Source organism: Termitidicoccus mucosus, assembly GCF_038725785.1.
In the GTDB taxonomy this organism is placed as follows: Bacteria; Verrucomicrobiota; Verrucomicrobiia; order Opitutales; family Opitutaceae; genus Termitidicoccus; species Termitidicoccus mucosus.
In genome coordinates this window covers 59243-74319 of record NZ_CP109796.1, presented here as the reverse complement: position 1 = coordinate 74319, position 15077 = coordinate 59243, and the positions used below count along the sequence as shown (strand labels likewise).

Here is a 15077-nt window from a genome sequence, read left to right as displayed (position 1 = left end):
TTTGAAATTTGGAATTTTTTTTGGGATTTGGGATTTCGTGATTTGGAATTTTTCCTACATGTGGTTTTGAAGGCGTTGGATCTCGGCCCGGGCCACGGTGAGGCGGGAGGTTATTTCGGCGTCGCCGCCGGCTTCGCCCGGCGCGAGCGTCGCGGCAAGTTCGAGCATGCGGAGGGCAAACTGCCACGCGCCGGAGGCGATGGCCGGCTGGTCCCTGGCCAGATAGACGCGCGCGGTTTCGACGAGAAGGTCGACTTGCGCGAGGCATTTTGCCCGGGCGTCGGCGGGCGACTCGGCGCGGGTGAGAAGGCGGAATTGCTCGTCGGGCGGCAGCGAGAGAAATTCGCCGGCGGGACGGATGAAGAGACGCTCCTGCGCGCGAATGATGGCGGTGAGCGCCTGCTCGGAATTGCCCGTTTCGCGCAGGCGCGTGATCTCGGCGAGAAACTCGCGGAGTTGCTCGATGAGTCGGAGAATATAATCGCGTTGGAAAGCGCACATGACGATGGGTGTTGCAGGGCGGGCACCGGGACGACCTTCCCGTTCTTCCGGCAAACGGAAGGGGGGAGAGAAACAAAGAAAAGGAGGAAAGACAAGGAATAGGCCGCGCGCCGATGCGCCCCGAGTAACCCAAAGCGATGCCACCGTCCGGAATCTTTCCTCCTTATTCTTTATCTTTCCTCTTTCTCCCCGCCCGCTCCTTACGAAAGAGAAAGAGGAAAGATAAAGAATAAGGAGGAAAGAAGAAGGGAGCTGACTCCGCCATCCCGGCTATCTGCCGCGAGCCTTAAAGACGCGGAGGAGGAAAATCAGGCTGGGAAAGATGAACAGGCTCCCGACAAGCAGTGCGATGACGAGCTGGCGCTGGGTGGCGGGCGGGGCGGCCTCGGCGTAAAAATTAAGCGGGCCGCCCGCGGTGATCATGGCGTTGGGCGCGTAGAGAAGCCACCAGCCGAGCAGGATGAGCGTGACCTGCCCGCCGGCGATGACGCGGGTGACGAGGGCGTGATGGGCGCGGCGGTTGCGCGCGGCCAGCCAGAGGGCGATGAACAGGAGCGTCGCCAGCCCCATGGCGACGAGCGTGGGCGGGTTGCGGAAAAACAGCGCGGGCAGGCTCTCGTTTTCCTGCGCGGATGCGGCGAAGACGAGTCCGCCCGATACGATCACGAGCACGTTGGCCGATGCCGCGATGCGCGAGAAATGCCGGCGCAGCGCGGCGTCATCCGTTTCGCCGATGAGGTAAATCCCGGCCAGAAATAGAAAAATGCACGCGACGAAAGCCCCCACCGCAAGCGGATACAGGCCGGCCCACGGCGCGATGTAGGCGGCGTAAACGCCGGGCGCGGCGGTGTCGATGAGGCCGCGGTTCAGGCTGGCGACAATGATGCCGAGCCAGAATGCCGTCCAGAGGCTGGAACAGCCGAAAAGCAGCGTGTAAACGCGCTGGGATTTCTCGGCCTGGATCGCGTCGTAGTGGCGGAAGGTGAACGCCGTGCCGCGCACCACGATGCCCGCGAGCAGCGCGAGCATCGGCACGTGCAGCGCCGTCATGAGCGTGGTGAAGATCGTCGGGAAGCCGTTGAACAAAATCACCACGACGAGGATGAGCCAGATGTGGTTGGCTTCCCAGACGGGGCCCATCGCCTCGTTGATGACGTGCTTCCGCTTTTCGCGCAGGGCGCCGGACGGAAGCAGCTCGATGATGCCCGCGCCGTAATCCGAGCCGCCGAGCAGCACGTAGAGGAGCAGCGAGGCGCCGATGAAGAAGATCAGGATGTCGGTCATGTTTGTTGCTCGAATTTTTTCTGCACGGTCTGGATCTGGCGTTTGAACAGCCAGACGGTCGTGATCGCGAGCCCGATGTAGAGCACGAGAAACAGCGCGAAATGCCACACCATGCCGGGCACGGGCGTGACCGCGTCGCGGGTGCGGACGATGTTGTAGATGATCCACGGCTGGCGTCCGACCTCGGTGACGATCCAGCCCGCCTCGATCGCCACCATGCCGAGCGGCGTGAAGACGACGAGGGCCCGGAGAAACCACGCGGGGAAACGATCACGCCGCGCGTAAATAAAATACAGCACGCCGAGCAGCGCCATCGCCATGCCGATGCCGACCATGATTTGAAACGCGATGTGCGTGATGACAACCGGGGGCCAGTCCTCGCGCGGGAACTGGTCGAGACCGGCGACCTCGGCGTTGATGTCGTCGTGCGCGATGAAACTCAGCATGCCGGGAATCGGCACGCCCCGGCGCATCGTCCGGGTTTCCTCGTCCGGGATGCCGCCGATGTAGAGCGGCGCGCGCCGGGAAGTCTCGAAGTGCCCTTCCATGGCGGCGAGTTTCGCGGGCTGGAGCTGCGCGACACGCTGGCCGGCGAAGTGCCCGGCAAAGGGTTGCGCGATCGACGCGGCGGCGCCGAAGGTCATCGCGATTTTCAAGGCGCGCAGGTGCACGTCCCGGGTTTTTCCGCGCAGATAAAGAAACGCATGGATGCCCGCCGCGCCGAAACCCACCGCCTGCAAGGCCGCGAGCTGCATGTGAATGCTCTGGTGCAGCCAGGCCCGGTTGAACATGGCTTTCACCGGGTCGATGTTGTGCGCGACGCCGTCGATCCAGTCGAAGCCCGAGGGTGCGTTCATCCAGCCGTTGGCGGCCACGACAAAGATGCCCGACATGAAGCCGGTCACGCCCACCGCGAGGCCGGTCGCCCAGTGCACCCACGGGCGCATGCGTTTCCAGCCGTAGAGAAACAGGCCGATCGCCACCGCCTCGAGGAAGAATGCGGTGCCTTCCCACGAAAAAGGCATGCCGATGATCGGGCCGGCGTGCCGCATGAAACCGGGCCAGAGCAGCCCGAGTTCGAACGAGAGCACCGTGCCGGACACCGCGCCGACCGCGAAGAGAATGGCGACGCCGCGCATCCACATCCGGGTGAGTTCGAGATAGACCGGATTTTTCTTTTTCAGCCAAAGCCAGTGAGCCGCCGACATGAACAGCGGCATGGTCATGCCAATCGCGGCAAAAATGATGTGGAAGCCCAGCGAAAACGCCATGGTGGCGCGGGCGGCGGTGAGATTGTCCATGAGCGGTGCCGAGAAAAATTCGAGGCGGGAAAATCGGCAAGGCGCAAAAGTTTCCGGACTGGGAAATGAGTGCAACCGGAAGTGGTGCCAGCCAAGCGGAGCCGCGTGAGCGACTGGGAGCGCCGGCTTCCAGCCGGCAGACGACGTGAAGCGTCGCCAAACTCACAGGCGAGTCGCCCGTGCCACCTGCCGGCAAGATGCCGGCACGCTGGGCATGAATAAGTCGCTCGTAATAGCGGACTTGTTTGATGGTTAATAGTTTAGAACGGGCAGAGTGTGGCAGGTTGGGGCAGGCATGGGAAGCAAAAAACAGCATTTTTGGCAACTTTCTGTCAACCTTTCGGAGGGACTTGGACGCGGGGTGAGCCCCTTATTTGTATTCAAATCATGGATACAAATTCCCATTCGCTGACAATGCGGGAATCCGTTCGGCTGGTCGAGCCCCGTTTTTGTCCCGATATTTTTGGGGTTTCCATAAGTTGCTGTTGCGTGCCAAAGGCGCGGATTCTTCCGCCGGTTGCCCTCCCGTCGGTCGGGGGTTTCCCGGCGATGCGGAAAGGCGGTTGTCGCCGTTTGGAAAGCCTTTTGAAGTGATGACGGCAGGCCGGTGCGGGTGGTTTGCGGCCTTGGTGCGCGTGCGCCGGGTGGCGGCATGATGGCGGCGACGGGTGTTTTTTCGATTCCGTCAGGCAGGTCGGTTTGCAGGGGCGCGGCATCGCATTCTTGGTGCGGAGCGTCCGCGCCGGTCGCGCAAAAGGTGGTTTGTGTTTGGGCAGGCGCGTCCGGCTGTGGGTTTCATGGACGGGCGGGCGGAAAAGGGTGGAAACGCCTGCCAGCCAAAAGAGGCGCGCAAGCCGGTGGGCTGGCAACGCCAGCCATGGGCGGGTCGCGGTCACGAGGCGTTTGCCGTGTTCTCAATGTGCTGGCAGCGGCCAGCGAACCTCCGCGCCCCAGTAGTTGCCGGATCGGGTGTGGCGCGCAAGGTGGAGGCGCGACGCAGGAGCGCACGACCTTGCGCGCCACGCCACACTCGGCAACGGGGCGCGATGTGAGGGGATTCCCAATCCGCAAGGTCGGCCATCCCGCAAGGGGAAACATGACCAAAGTGAGCCTGCGTCGGGTTTCCCCTATTCTTTTTTGGTTCTTCCGAACCGAGGTCATGCGAAGTCGAACATCTGTTGTCCCAACGCAGCTTTGATTTGCTCGGTTTTCTCCGGCGAAGGCGGTTGTCCCTGTTGCTCGGCAGCGGCTGTGATGAGCGCGGTTGCGAGCGGCATCATTGTTTTATTTTCGTCCTTGTCCTCCTTTTCGGTTTGCGACGCATCTGCTTGATTTTGTGCGGCGGCAAGTCCGGCGAAGAGATGGAGGCGGCCCCGGAAAATCCAGTGGATGTTCCGCCATGAGGCGAAAAATTTCATGCTGAGCGTGTTCCCGTGAATGACCTCCGTGGGAATCCCCCAGAGGGTGGCGTTGATGAAGCACATGTCACAGGCGGTTTTGCTGATGTCGATGGCGGTGACTCGCAAACGGCGGCGGTTTTCCGGTGAAAGCGCCTTGGCAAAGGCCAGAATCATCGCTCCCGCGCCGCAGGCCGGTTCGCAAAGCGTGATGGGGCCTTCTGCCGGCAGCGATGAGTCAGCGGCAAGCATGTGGGCTGTCATTTCGCAGATATTCTGCGGGGTGTGAAACTCTCCATTCCATTGCTGTCCCTTATGGGAGAGGGCCAGTTCCATGTAGTGGCCTCCGAGCAGGTCGGTGAAGGGCTGGGCCTCCATTTCCATGACCAGTGCGGCAAGGGCGTGGCTGAAAATTTCCAGTTCGTCCCGGTTCCAGCGTCTGGCCTCTTCGAGGTATTCGGTTTCACGGGTGCCGTGCGCGAGTGCGCAAGCGGCCAAAGATGCGAATGCCGTGAACACCTCGTGCGCGTCGTGGCGGCGGATGAGTTGTTCGAGCAACGACCTGAAGGTCGGGGTTTGACTCGTTTTCATGCGACGCGGCTTTCGTTGCTGAAGTGCAGTTTGCGGTCGTCGCCGATGTAGAGATCGACTTCGCCGAAGGACTCGCTGGCGCGGGTGAGTTGCTGCATGGCGAACTCGGCAAGCTCGTCGTTCACAGACTCGTCCCAGAAGCCGCTGCCGTGACCGCAGCGCGTGAGCCAGAAATTATGTCCGTTACGCTCGTCGTCGAGATGGCACAGGTCGGTTTTGCACTCGCGGCAGAATTGCGAGCATTCCGCCCATGCGCTCACCAGCGAGGCGGTGGCGATGTCCTCAATGGAGTGGGTGGCGTCGAAGTATTTTTCGTTGTCGTCGCTGGATGTCCAGAGCGCCGCGCCTAGATAACCGCGCAGGACTCGGAAGAGCATGGTTTCGCCGGTCTCGATGTGATGGAGAAGTTCCCGGTGGACGGAGGCGCGCTTGCGGCCTTGGGGCAGGTGGAGTGTTTCCAGAACGCAGGTCGTTTCGGTTGTCATGTGATTTGGCGCAATCAGGCGCAGTCCGCTTCCGGCGACATGCCGGGTTGTCTCGGCCTTGCCCGATTCACGTCGTTCCGAGGGCACACCCAGTCAAAGGATGCCGGAGCAGGTGCGGAGGCGTCCGGTGTGGAGCGCAGCCCGAGCTTGCGAGGGCGAGCAATACATTGACGGGTGTGACACAATTCGGAACACGCAGCAGGCAAGGGTTTTAAGCGGGGTGCCAGTGGGGCGCGTGGGTGCGCGATGTGGTTTTTCACGATTGTATCCAAATATAAAATACGGGCTCGCGTCCGTCCGGCGTGATTGCCTGCAAGCGGTCGCCCGGATAAAAACGCAACGGCGGCGGATGCCCGCCGCGCCGTGCGCGGAGCCGCCGATGCCGGTCAAAGCCAGCGGTGTTCAAGGGCGTCGCTGTTGCCGAAAAGCCGCCATGCGAGGTCATGCACCAGCGAGTGGCCGCAATCGAAGCCACAACCCTCCACGCGGATGGCCTCGCGTCGCGAATCGTATCGGGTGGCCAGCGCCTTGGCCGCGCTCCAAGTGATGCGCTGCGGCTTGTTTTCGCGGATGGCAAACAAATCCAGCCACCGGCACGTGCCGCTCCTGCTGATGTGGCGGAGGAAGACGTAAACGGTGTCGCCGACCTTGAGGTAATTTTTGCGAAGCCTTTCGATGGCCTGGGTGCTTTCGGTTCTGGCGAGGTCGCGTTTGGTTCGAGCTTTTTGATTCATGTTCGGAAATGAAATCAGGCGCGGTCCGCTCCCGGCATCGTGCCGGGTTATCCTCGGCCTCGCCCGATCTCGTCCGCCCGGACTCACATCGAGTCAAAGCCCGGCTGCGCGGGTCGCGGACGGGCGGTGTGGAGGCGAGCGCCAGCGAGCACGACATTGACCGATGTGATAGGGTGAGAAGACGACGGGCAGGGCAGATTTCTTAATGTCCGGTGGCATGTCACGCGGCCATTGTCCGCATTTCCGGCGGAGCAAAATGCGGAGTGTTTTCCCGCGCCAGGGGAGCATGGACGGCGGCGGGCGGAGGCGCGCAAAAAAAGAGGGCACCGCCTCACCGGCGGCGCGCGCGCACCTGCGCCCCGCCTCCGCCCGCCGACGTTCTGGCTCCCCGTCCGTGCGCCGGTGCGTCCCCGCCCCTCACGAGGTCGCGCCGCGCCACAAGGCACGCAGGGGCGCGGCGCGATTTCGTGAAGGTCGGGCGGTGCGGACAGGCGTCATGCGGTCGCGCCCGTGCGCCGCGCGCACGTCGCCGGAAATCCGGGTATTTGGAATGTGGATACCGCCCCTATTTCTTTTCGCGCGCCTCCGGTAGGCTGCGGTCATGCAAGGCCCGAAAAAATCATTGCCGACTGAGGCAAGGGGAGAGGCGTGGTGCTCAAAAAGAACGCAGGTGCGTTCCGGGTGGGCGCGGCCTGTCCGCATTATCCGCGCGCGTGTCGCGAGGGAGGTGCTGCCATGCTGACGGCCAAGCCGCAACTGAATCTGTCCAATGCGGCGGGGTATTTCCGCGAGCATCTGGCCACGGGCGACTACTATATGGACGGCCATGTGGTGCGCGGCGAGTGGCGCGGAGTCGCCGCGTCCATGCTCGGGCTCGACGGCATCGTGGACGAAAAAAGTTTTTTGGCGATGTGCGAAGGTCAGCACCCGGAAACCGGACAAGGCTTGACGATGCGGCGCAACACGACCCGTCACGAAGACGGGCACACGGTGTCGAACCGGCGCGTCTTTTATGACTTCACCATATCGCCACCGAAGTCGGTTTCGGTGGTCGCGCTCTGGCAGGATGCCCGGATTATCGCACTCCATGATCGCGCCGTCCGCGCGATGGTCGATCAACTGGAAAAGTTCGCCGAGACACGCGTGCGCAAGGACGGCGAGAACGGCGAGCGCGTGACCGGGGGAATTGCCGCCGCGCTGTTCCGGCATGACACCAGTCGCGAACTCGACCCGCATCTGCACACGCACTGCGTGGTGTTCAACGCGACCTACGATTGGACGGAGGAAAAGTGGAAGGCGCTTCACGCGACGGGCATGTATCGGGCGCAAAAATTTGCGGAAAATTTGTACTACCATGAGATGGCGAAGGGGCTGAGAAATTTCGGCTACGAGGTCGTCAACACATCGACGGGATTTGAGATTCAGGGCGTGCCGGAGGATGTGATCGCCCGCTTTTCCAAGCGGCATCAACAGATTGATGCGGAGACGAAAAAACGCATCGAAGCGGAGGGGTTGCGCGGGAACGAAAAGGAGCTGCGCGCGCAGGTCGCGCAGGACAAGCGGCGGCGCAAAATAAGAAGCCTGTGCGCGGAAAAACTGCATCCGCGCTGGGCCTCGGAAATGCCCGCCTCCGAACACGCCGCGCTCTCGCGCATCGCTCCGGAAAAACTGCCGCCGCCGCTGCCGGCGGTGGCTTCGGAACAATGCGGGCTGCCCGGATTTGTGGCGTGGGCGGACGCGCATCTGTTTGAGCGCCGCTCGGTGGTCGGCGACTACGAGTTGATGTCGGCGGCGCTGGCTCGCGGGCGCGGCCAAAATTTTTCCCTGGCGGACCTGGAAAACGAGATGGCGAAACGCGATTACATTCGCGATGCGAAGTCGCGCAAACTGACCAACCGCGAGGCGCTGGTGTGCGAGTTTTCCCTTGTGCTCGACGCGCAGAACGGGATGCGAAGCCATGCCGCGTTCAACGCGGGGTATCAACCGGCGGAGTCGTTGTCGGCGGAACAGCGCGGGGCGGTGCTGCGCATCCTGCGCAGCCGCGATTTTATCACGGTGTTCCAAGGGGCGGCGGGAGTGGGGAAAACATTTGCGGTGCGCGAGGTCGTGCGGGGGTTGGAGGCGGCGGGGCATCCCGTGCGCGTGTTCGCGCCTCAACACCAGCAGGCGGCGGACTTGCGTCGCGACGGCCTCGCCTCGGCAGACACTTTGGCGAAGCTGCTGGCGGGAGGGGCGGACGGTGCGGGAGGGCGGCTGCCGCGCGGCGCGGTCGTGATTGTCGATGAGGCCGGGCAGATCGGCGGGCGTGACATGCGCGCGCTGGTTGACCGGGTGCGGGCTTGCGGCGGGCGGCTGATCCTGTCGGGCGACACGCGGCAGCAGGGCGCGGTGGCCGCCTCGGACGCGCTGCGCGCCATCGAGGAGCACACGAATTTGCAGACGGTGCATTTGAAAAAAATCCGAAGGCAGGACCCGGAGGCGGTGGCATCGCGGGAAGAAAAGGCGTTTGTGCGAAAATACCGCTCGGCGGTGAAGGCTGCGGCGGAGGGCCGGCTGGCGGCTTCATTCGACAAACTGGATGCAATGGGGTGCATTCGTGAACTCGATGCCGGCGAACGCATGGTGGAACTGGCACGCGAATATTGCGAGGCGCTGGATCGCAAGGAACGGGTGCTCGCCGTCGCGCAGACTTGGGACGATGTGCGCGCGGCCAATGACGCCATCCGTACGCGTCTGCGTGAAACCGGAAAACTGGGCGCGGGCAGGCCGGTGGCGTCGTGGCAGTCGGCGGACTTGAGCGAGGCGCAAAAGCGCGATGCGCGCTTCTACACGCCGGACGCGGGGGTTTTGTTCATTCGCGGCTACGGACGTTTCAAGCGGGGCGATTGGTGCGAGGTTGCCGGTGCCGATACGCACGGCGTGACCTTGCGCAAAGACGGGCGCACCACGACCGTGAGCTACAAATGTGCGGACCGCTTTGTCGTCACCAAGACGAATGAATTGGAACTGGCGCGCGGCGACCGCTTGCAGATGAAGTTCAATGGAAAATCCGCCGAGAGTGAGGCGATCCGTAACGGCGAACTGGTCACGGTGCGGCGCGTGATGAAGGACGGGCGCATCCGCGTGCGTGATGACGCGGGAGTCTCGAAAACGCTCGCGGCGACGCAGCGGATGTTTGTGCGCGGCTACGCGGTCACCTCTTACGCCTCGCAGGGCAAGACCGTCGATACCGTGCTTGTCGCCCATGACGGCGAACAAGCGCCTATGATGAGCCGCCAGCAATGGTATGTCGGCATATCGCGGGCGCGGCGGAAGATCGTCGTGTTTACCAGCGACAAGGAGGCGCTGCGGCTGAACGTCGAGCGCGAGTCCGACCGCGAACTGGCGTTGTCCATCAAGCCCGACGAGGCGACCGCCGAGGCTGTGCGCCAGAGACTCAAGGAGGCGTTTCAGCACCAGTTGTCGTTGAAGGCGCAGCAACGTTTGCACGAATCGCTCCGGCAATGGGTGCCCCGCCTCCGCAACAGAAACAGCAACCGCAACAAGACCAATCAAGAGGAATACAATTATGAGCCTGAAAAATGAAATCGAACGTCACCGCCTGGCCCGGGCCGCCGGTGGCAACATCACATCGTCCGGGAACGGCCATGCCGCATCCGAAAAACGCGAGGCTTCGGCAGCGCCGCCGCTATTCCTGCGCCTCATAAGGCGGGACAAACAATGCTGGCTGCTGCCGTGGACTTGCTTCCACGGCGTGGGTTACGAACCGGAGGCCGCGACTGGCGGTGACACTGGCGGCCATGAGTGTTTGCGCCTGGTCTTTATGAGCCACGATGTTTCCGTGCGCGGTCATAACCTCGGCGGCGTGGTCGATGCCATCGGAGCGTTCGCCCTGCGTGAATTGCGCGAGGTTTCGGAAAGCTACCAGGCTGCCACGGCGGGCGTCGCCGCACCCGCGCCTGTGGTTTCGGAAATAAACGTGGTGGCAAAATAAGCATGGTCGTTTCGTCCCTGAAAATGGTCTGAATGTCCAAGCCGGGCGCGGTATTTTCGGGCATAATGGCGAGGCTGTGTGCAAGGTTGCGCGCGGCATTTGCACTTATGCTGTTTCGTTTTCTTCTCGCTGCCGTGAGCCTTGGCTGCGCGTTTTTCGCGCGGCGCGCCGCCATGCCGCCGGGCGCGGCGCTGGCGATGACGGCGGTGTTCGCCGTGTTTGCCGTCTGGCAGGTGGCGTGCGGTGTGATGGCGACGCGCGGTCGCCCGCGTGCGAGACCGATTCTGACGCTGGGCGGGTTTTCGTGGTCGTTGAATGACTTTTGCCGGGGCTGGCTGGTGACGGGCGAGACGGGTTCGGGAAAAACGCTTTCGGCCGTCAATGCCATGCTCTGGCAGGTCTCGAAAAATTGTCCGCGCTGGGGTGGCATCTGCATCGATGACAAGGGGCTTTACTGGGAGACGCTTTCGGCGATGTTCAGGCACCTCGGGCGCGAACAGGATTTGATTCTGCTGCAAGTGCGGCCGGACGGCGCGCCTGCGGATTGGGAGCCACCGCACACGTTCAACTACCTTGAGGACCCGCGCCTGCCTTTTTCGGCGAAGGCGAAGGATGTCTGCGATGTCGCCGCCTCGCTCGGGCAGGACGGCGACCAGTCGTTTTTCAAGACCCAGGCGGAAATCCAGATGGATTTTGCGTTTCAGGCGCTGGCATGCGCCGGGTTGTCCGTCACGCTCAACCACGCCTATGAAATGCTCTCATCGGACGCATGGACGAAGGACATTATCGGCATGCTGGATGAAAAAAACACGCCGGAGTCGCGCGAACTGATGGAATATTACGAAACGCAAATCGCCAGCCAGCCGAAGGATCAACTGGGCGGCGTGCGCGGCACGCTGGCGAACCGGTTGAAGCATTTTACGCATCCCGACATCGCGAGGGTGTTTTGTCCCGAGAAATCGACGCTTTCGTTTTCGGAGATCGACCGGGGCAAGGTGATTTGCGTCTCGATTCCACAGCGTTTCAAGACGGAACGGAGATACATCCACACGCTGCTCAAGCTTGTGTTCTATTCGCATGTGCTGCTGCGCTTCGACCGCACCTCGAAGGAGCGGGCGAATGACAATTTATTAATATTATGGGCTGACGAGGCGCAAAAAATCGTGACGGCGAATCACGATGGCACGAGTGATTACAATGTCGTGGACGTGATGCGCGAGGCCAGGGCGACGGTGGTCGCGGCGACGCAGAGTTACACGTCGCTCATCCCGCCGATTGGCGACGAGCAAAAGGCCAGGGTTTTTATCGCGAACATGGCGAACCGCATCATGTTCAAGGCCGCCGATGAGGAATCGGCAAAAATCGCGGCGGATACGCTGGGGAAGAAAAAGTATAGGAAACGCACCTATGGGTATTCCGCTGGCAAGCGGACGATGTCGTATTCCGAGGAAGAAAAATATTACATCGAGCCACACGAATTCCGGCGGCTGCGGAAGTTTCAGGCGGTCGTGCAGCACTGCGAGGCCGGGTTTCGGCGCGTGGTGCTGCCGCCGCGCGATGCGGACGGGCGCGTGTGCGGGTGGTTCCGCTAATCTCATTTTGCCATGTCCGCACTTCGACCTATTAAAAACATCGACGATGACTGGTTCCGCCAGCGTCGCGAACAACTCCGCGACCTCGGCGCGCATCTGCGCGGGCACATCAAGGGGCAGGCGCATGTCATCGGGTGCGTGGAATCGGTGTTGCGGCGCGGCGAACTCGGTCTCTCTCATCCGGGACGGCCCAAAGGCTCGTTCCTTTTTGTAGGCCCGACAGGGACGGGCAAAACGGAGATAACGAATGCGTTCACGGGGTATTTGTTCGGCGGGGCGAAGCCGCTGCGCTTCGACATGTCGGAATACCAAAATCAAACCTCGGTTGAGAAGTTGATTGGTGAGAAGGTCGGGGACATTGGCTTGCTTGGCCGGGCGCTGGCGAAGGCGGAGGCCGCGCATGGCGACGGTGGCGGCGGCAATGGCGGGACGCTTTTGTTTGATGAAATCGAGAAGGCGCATCCGCTGGTGCTGGATTTGTTTTTGCAGATATTGGACGACGCGAGCATCACGCTGGCGAGTGGCGAACGGAAAAATCTTTCTGGATATTATATTGTGTGCACGTCGAATATCGGCGCGGCGGAGGCCATGCGGATGCAGTCCGCCCCGTTTGCGAGCATTGAGCGCACGGTGCTGGCCCGTGTGAATCAAACACTGCGTCCCGAGTTGGTGGGGCGCATGACGGAAAAGGTGGTGTTTGCGCGGTTGCCTTATGCGGTGCAGCGGGAGATTTGCGAGGCCATGATCGCGGGCGAACTGGCGCGGCTGCGAAAGCTGGGGCATGAGATCACGATCACTCCCGATGACGTAGAGACGATTTTGCGGGCAGGTTTTCACAAAACCCTTGGCGCGCGTCCCATGCGCGGTGCCGTCGAGCGATTTTTGCAAGATCGAGTGATCTTTTCGGTATTAGATGTATCTGCTTAACAGATGCAGGCATTCTGAATATTATACCATTTTCCACTCAAATTTAGACCATAAATGGTAGGGCGATCACTCCGCGATCGCCGTCGAGGGCAACATGTGATTCGCGGCGGCCACTCCGTGGCCGCCTATCGGATAAAGGCTAAAAGTCATTGAGAAATGGTATGACATTTTTCAGTTAACTAGATTTAAAGTAAAAATGGACGGCACGGAGGCCGTCTTCCCAGCAGGAGGCAGTCATCCCGCCTGCTACGGCTTGTTTTTTCCGCGTTTTGCCAGAAACAGCATGACCAAACCGAACACACCGAAAACAACGCCCGAGGCGATGTTGATGTTCAGCCCGTAATTATGATGCGCGGCGTAGATCGCCGGGTCGGAAACGAACCCGTAGATGAGCAGGATCACTCCCAGAATCAGAAAGAGAAGACCCATCGGAAGGCGGACATCGAGTTGCATGGTTTGGCGCGAGGTTGAGGGTTAGAAGAAGATGATGTTGAGCACGACGGCACACAGGAGCACCACGGTGCCGAACACTGCCGGGCGTTTCCACCAAGCCGTGTCATGCTCCTTGATCTTCTCCGTGAGCGAATAGACCAGGCCGCGCAATTCGTCGTCGGTCTTGGTGCGCTTGGTCGCGAGCGAGACGAGGATGGTGATCACGAAGCAAGTGCTCCACGCCCAGATCGCGGTCCAGAAGTTCTGCGCCATCTCGCTCGGGTAAACGTGCTGGATCGAGAGCCAGCCTCCCTTGATTCCGGCCACGGCTTTTTCCGGCAGCGAGAGACCGTGATGGATGGCGGCGGCGACCGTGCCGAGCACGAGCCCGGAAAACGCCGCGTGGCCGGTCGTGCGGCGCCAGAACATGCCCAGCAGGAACGTGGCGAAGAGCGGCGCGTTCACAAAGGCGAACACCAGTTGCAGCACGTCCATGATATTGTTGAAGGCCGCCGCAAAATACGCCGCGCCCATGCTGAAGAGGATGCCGAAAACCGTCGTCCAGCGACCGACGTTGAGGTAATGCCGGTCGGAACCGTCCTTCTTGATGTAGCTCTGGTAAATGTCGTAGGTGAAGACGGTGTTGAAGGCGGTCACGTTGCCCGCCATGCCGCTCATGAACGAGGCCATCAGCGCGGTCAGGCCGATGCCGAGCATGCCGGTGGGGAAATAATACGAGAGCATCGTCGGCACGACCAGGTCGTAGTCGAGGCTGTCGCCCTTGGCGGGCAGGTGGAAGCTGCTGTCGGCCATGCTGTGCATCGCGATGGCGATCATGCCCGGCGCGATCACCAGCGCGGGGAAAAGCATCTTGGGAATCGCCGCGAGAATGGGCGTGCGTCGCGCCGCCCCCATGTCCTTCGCGGCCATGGCGCGCTGGATGACAAGAAAGTCCGTGCACCAGTAGCCGAACGAAAGCACGAAGCCCAATCCCATCGCCAAGCCGAACCACTCCACGCCCATCGGATTGGTCGCCGGCGAGCCGGTGAAGCTCCACGAGTGCGTCCACGCATCGCTGGCAAAACCGGCGTTTTCCGCCACGGGCATGAGCTTTGTTTTCAGGCCTTCCCAGCCGCCCACGTTTTTGAGGCCGAGCAGCACGAGCGGCAGGAAGCCGAACACGATGAGGAAAAACTGGAGCACCTCGTTGTAGATGGCGGAGGTGAGGCCGCCCATGAGAATGTAGGCGAGCACGATGAGGCCGGAGACGATGATGCAACCGTGGAAGTTCCAGCCGAGGATGAGGTTGAGGAGCTTGGCCAGCGCATACATCGAGATGCCCGATGACATCACGGTCATGCCGGCGAAGGTGAGGGCGTTGAACCCGCGCGTCTTCTCGTCGAAGCGCAGCTTCAGGTATTCGGGCACCGAGCGCGCCTTTGAGCCGTAATAAAACGGCATCATGAAGATGGCCACGAAGATCATCGCGGGAATCGCGCCGATCCAATAAAAGTGGCTGGTCATGATGCCGTATTTGGCGCCCGAGGCGGCCATGCCCATGACCTCCTGCGCGCCCAGGTTGGCGCCGATGAAGCCCAGCGCGCAGATCCACGCGGGCAGCGAGCGGCCGGACTCGAGGTAATCCTTGGTGCCGGTCATTTGCCGCCGCAGCACCCAGCCGATGCCGAGCACGAAGGCGAAATAAATGCCGATGATGAGATAATCGACGAATTTAAGCTCAAGGGTCGTAATGCTTGCCAGAATCATGAATATGCGTGGATTGGATGGTCGTTAATTAATTTAGAGCACCTGACAGAATTCAGGATTAACCATGGTCCC

12 protein-coding genes are annotated in these 15077 nt (G+C 61.5%); 4 read left to right on the top strand and 8 right to left on the bottom strand.

The features are described from left to right. Positions 1-54: 54 nt before the first annotated feature. The 6 genes from OH491_RS00255 to OH491_RS00230 form a co-directional block, all read right to left on the bottom strand. Complete coding sequence (locus OH491_RS00255; RefSeq protein WP_068773015.1) at positions 55-501, bottom strand: hypothetical protein; 447 nt, start codon at positions 499-501, stop codon at positions 55-57. A gap of 270 nt (positions 502-771) precedes the next feature. After that, entirely contained in the window at positions 772-1785 is a 1014-nt protein-coding gene (locus OH491_RS00250; protein WP_068773016.1) for a cytochrome d ubiquinol oxidase subunit II, read from the bottom strand. After that, a complete protein-coding gene (locus OH491_RS00245) occupies positions 1782-3086 on the bottom strand; it encodes a cytochrome ubiquinol oxidase subunit I (protein WP_068773017.1) in 1305 nt (434 codons plus the stop codon). The genes OH491_RS00250 and OH491_RS00245 overlap by 4 nt, the downstream gene beginning before the upstream one ends. A gap of 1157 nt (positions 3087-4243) precedes the next feature. Next, positions 4244-5074: an N-6 DNA methylase gene (locus OH491_RS00240; protein ID WP_068773018.1), complete on the bottom strand. Its 831-nt coding sequence runs from the start codon at positions 5072-5074 to the stop codon at positions 4244-4246. Then, positions 5071-5559, bottom strand: a complete 489-nt coding sequence (locus tag OH491_RS00235; protein WP_068773019.1) for a hypothetical protein — start codon at positions 5557-5559, stop codon at positions 5071-5073. Before OH491_RS00235 ends, OH491_RS00240 begins: the two co-directional genes overlap by 4 nt. Before the next feature lie 386 nt (positions 5560-5945). Further along, positions 5946-6293, bottom strand: a complete 348-nt coding sequence (locus OH491_RS00230) for a hypothetical protein (protein ID WP_068773020.1) — start codon at positions 6291-6293, stop codon at positions 5946-5948. Positions 6294-7028: 735 nt separating this feature from the next. On the opposite strand from OH491_RS00230, the gene mobF reads away from it, so the two are divergent. The 4 genes from mobF to OH491_RS00210 all read left to right on the top strand — a co-directional run bounded on the left by mobF (position 7029) and on the right by OH491_RS00210 (position 12806). Next, the gene (mobF, locus tag OH491_RS00225; protein ID WP_342750799.1) at positions 7029-9878 is read left to right on the top strand and encodes a MobF family relaxase; all 2850 of its coding nucleotides are present in this window, start codon (positions 7029-7031) and stop codon (positions 9876-9878) included. Beyond that, a complete protein-coding gene (locus OH491_RS00220; protein WP_068773022.1) occupies positions 9862-10287 on the top strand; it encodes a hypothetical protein in 426 nt (141 codons plus the stop codon). The genes mobF and OH491_RS00220 overlap by 17 nt, the downstream gene beginning before the upstream one ends. A 107-nt stretch (positions 10288-10394) precedes the next feature. After that, on the top strand, positions 10395-11879 hold the full coding sequence (locus tag OH491_RS00215; RefSeq protein ID WP_068773023.1) for a type IV secretory system conjugative DNA transfer family protein: 1485 nt from the start codon (positions 10395-10397) through the stop codon (positions 11877-11879). Between the two features lie 138 nt (positions 11880-12017). After that, positions 12018-12806 (top strand): AAA family ATPase, encoded by a 789-nt coding sequence (locus tag OH491_RS00210; protein ID WP_334319737.1) that lies wholly within the window; start codon positions 12018-12020, stop codon positions 12804-12806. A gap of 246 nt (positions 12807-13052) precedes the next feature. On the opposite strand, the gene OH491_RS00205 is transcribed toward OH491_RS00210, so the two are convergent. Further along, the gene (locus tag OH491_RS00205) at positions 13053-13259 is read right to left on the bottom strand and encodes a hypothetical protein (RefSeq protein WP_068773025.1); all 207 of its coding nucleotides are present in this window, start codon (positions 13257-13259) and stop codon (positions 13053-13055) included. A gap of 21 nt (positions 13260-13280) precedes the next feature. Further along, on the bottom strand, positions 13281-15005 hold the full coding sequence (locus OH491_RS00200; protein WP_342750798.1) for a sodium:solute symporter family protein: 1725 nt from the start codon (positions 15003-15005) through the stop codon (positions 13281-13283). Positions 15006-15077 lie beyond the last annotated feature (72 nt).

Coding starts and splice junctions, on each gene's coding strand:
- OH491_RS00255 (WP_068773015.1), bottom strand. CDS start 501: ATGTGCGCTTTCCAACGCGATTATATTCTCCGACTCATCGAGCAACTC.
- OH491_RS00250 (WP_068773016.1), bottom strand. CDS start 1,785: ATGACCGACATCCTGATCTTCTTCATCGGCGCCTCGCTGCTCCTCTAC.
- OH491_RS00245 (WP_068773017.1), bottom strand. CDS start 3,086: ATGGACAATCTCACCGCCGCCCGCGCCACCATGGCGTTTTCGCTGGGC.
- OH491_RS00240 (WP_068773018.1), bottom strand. CDS start 5,074: ATGAAAACGAGTCAAACCCCGACCTTCAGGTCGTTGCTCGAACAACTC.
- OH491_RS00235 (WP_068773019.1), bottom strand. CDS start 5,559: ATGACAACCGAAACGACCTGCGTTCTGGAAACACTCCACCTGCCCCAA.
- OH491_RS00230 (WP_068773020.1), bottom strand. CDS start 6,293: ATGAATCAAAAAGCTCGAACCAAACGCGACCTCGCCAGAACCGAAAGC.
- mobF (WP_342750799.1), top strand. CDS start 7,029: ATGCTGACGGCCAAGCCGCAACTGAATCTGTCCAATGCGGCGGGGTAT.
- OH491_RS00220 (WP_068773022.1), top strand. CDS start 9,862: ATGAGCCTGAAAAATGAAATCGAACGTCACCGCCTGGCCCGGGCCGCC.
- OH491_RS00215 (WP_068773023.1), top strand. CDS start 10,395: ATGCTGTTTCGTTTTCTTCTCGCTGCCGTGAGCCTTGGCTGCGCGTTT.
- OH491_RS00205 (WP_068773025.1), bottom strand. CDS start 13,259: ATGCAACTCGATGTCCGCCTTCCGATGGGTCTTCTCTTTCTGATTCTG.
- OH491_RS00200 (WP_342750798.1), bottom strand. CDS start 15,005: ATGATTCTGGCAAGCATTACGACCCTTGAGCTTAAATTCGTCGATTAT.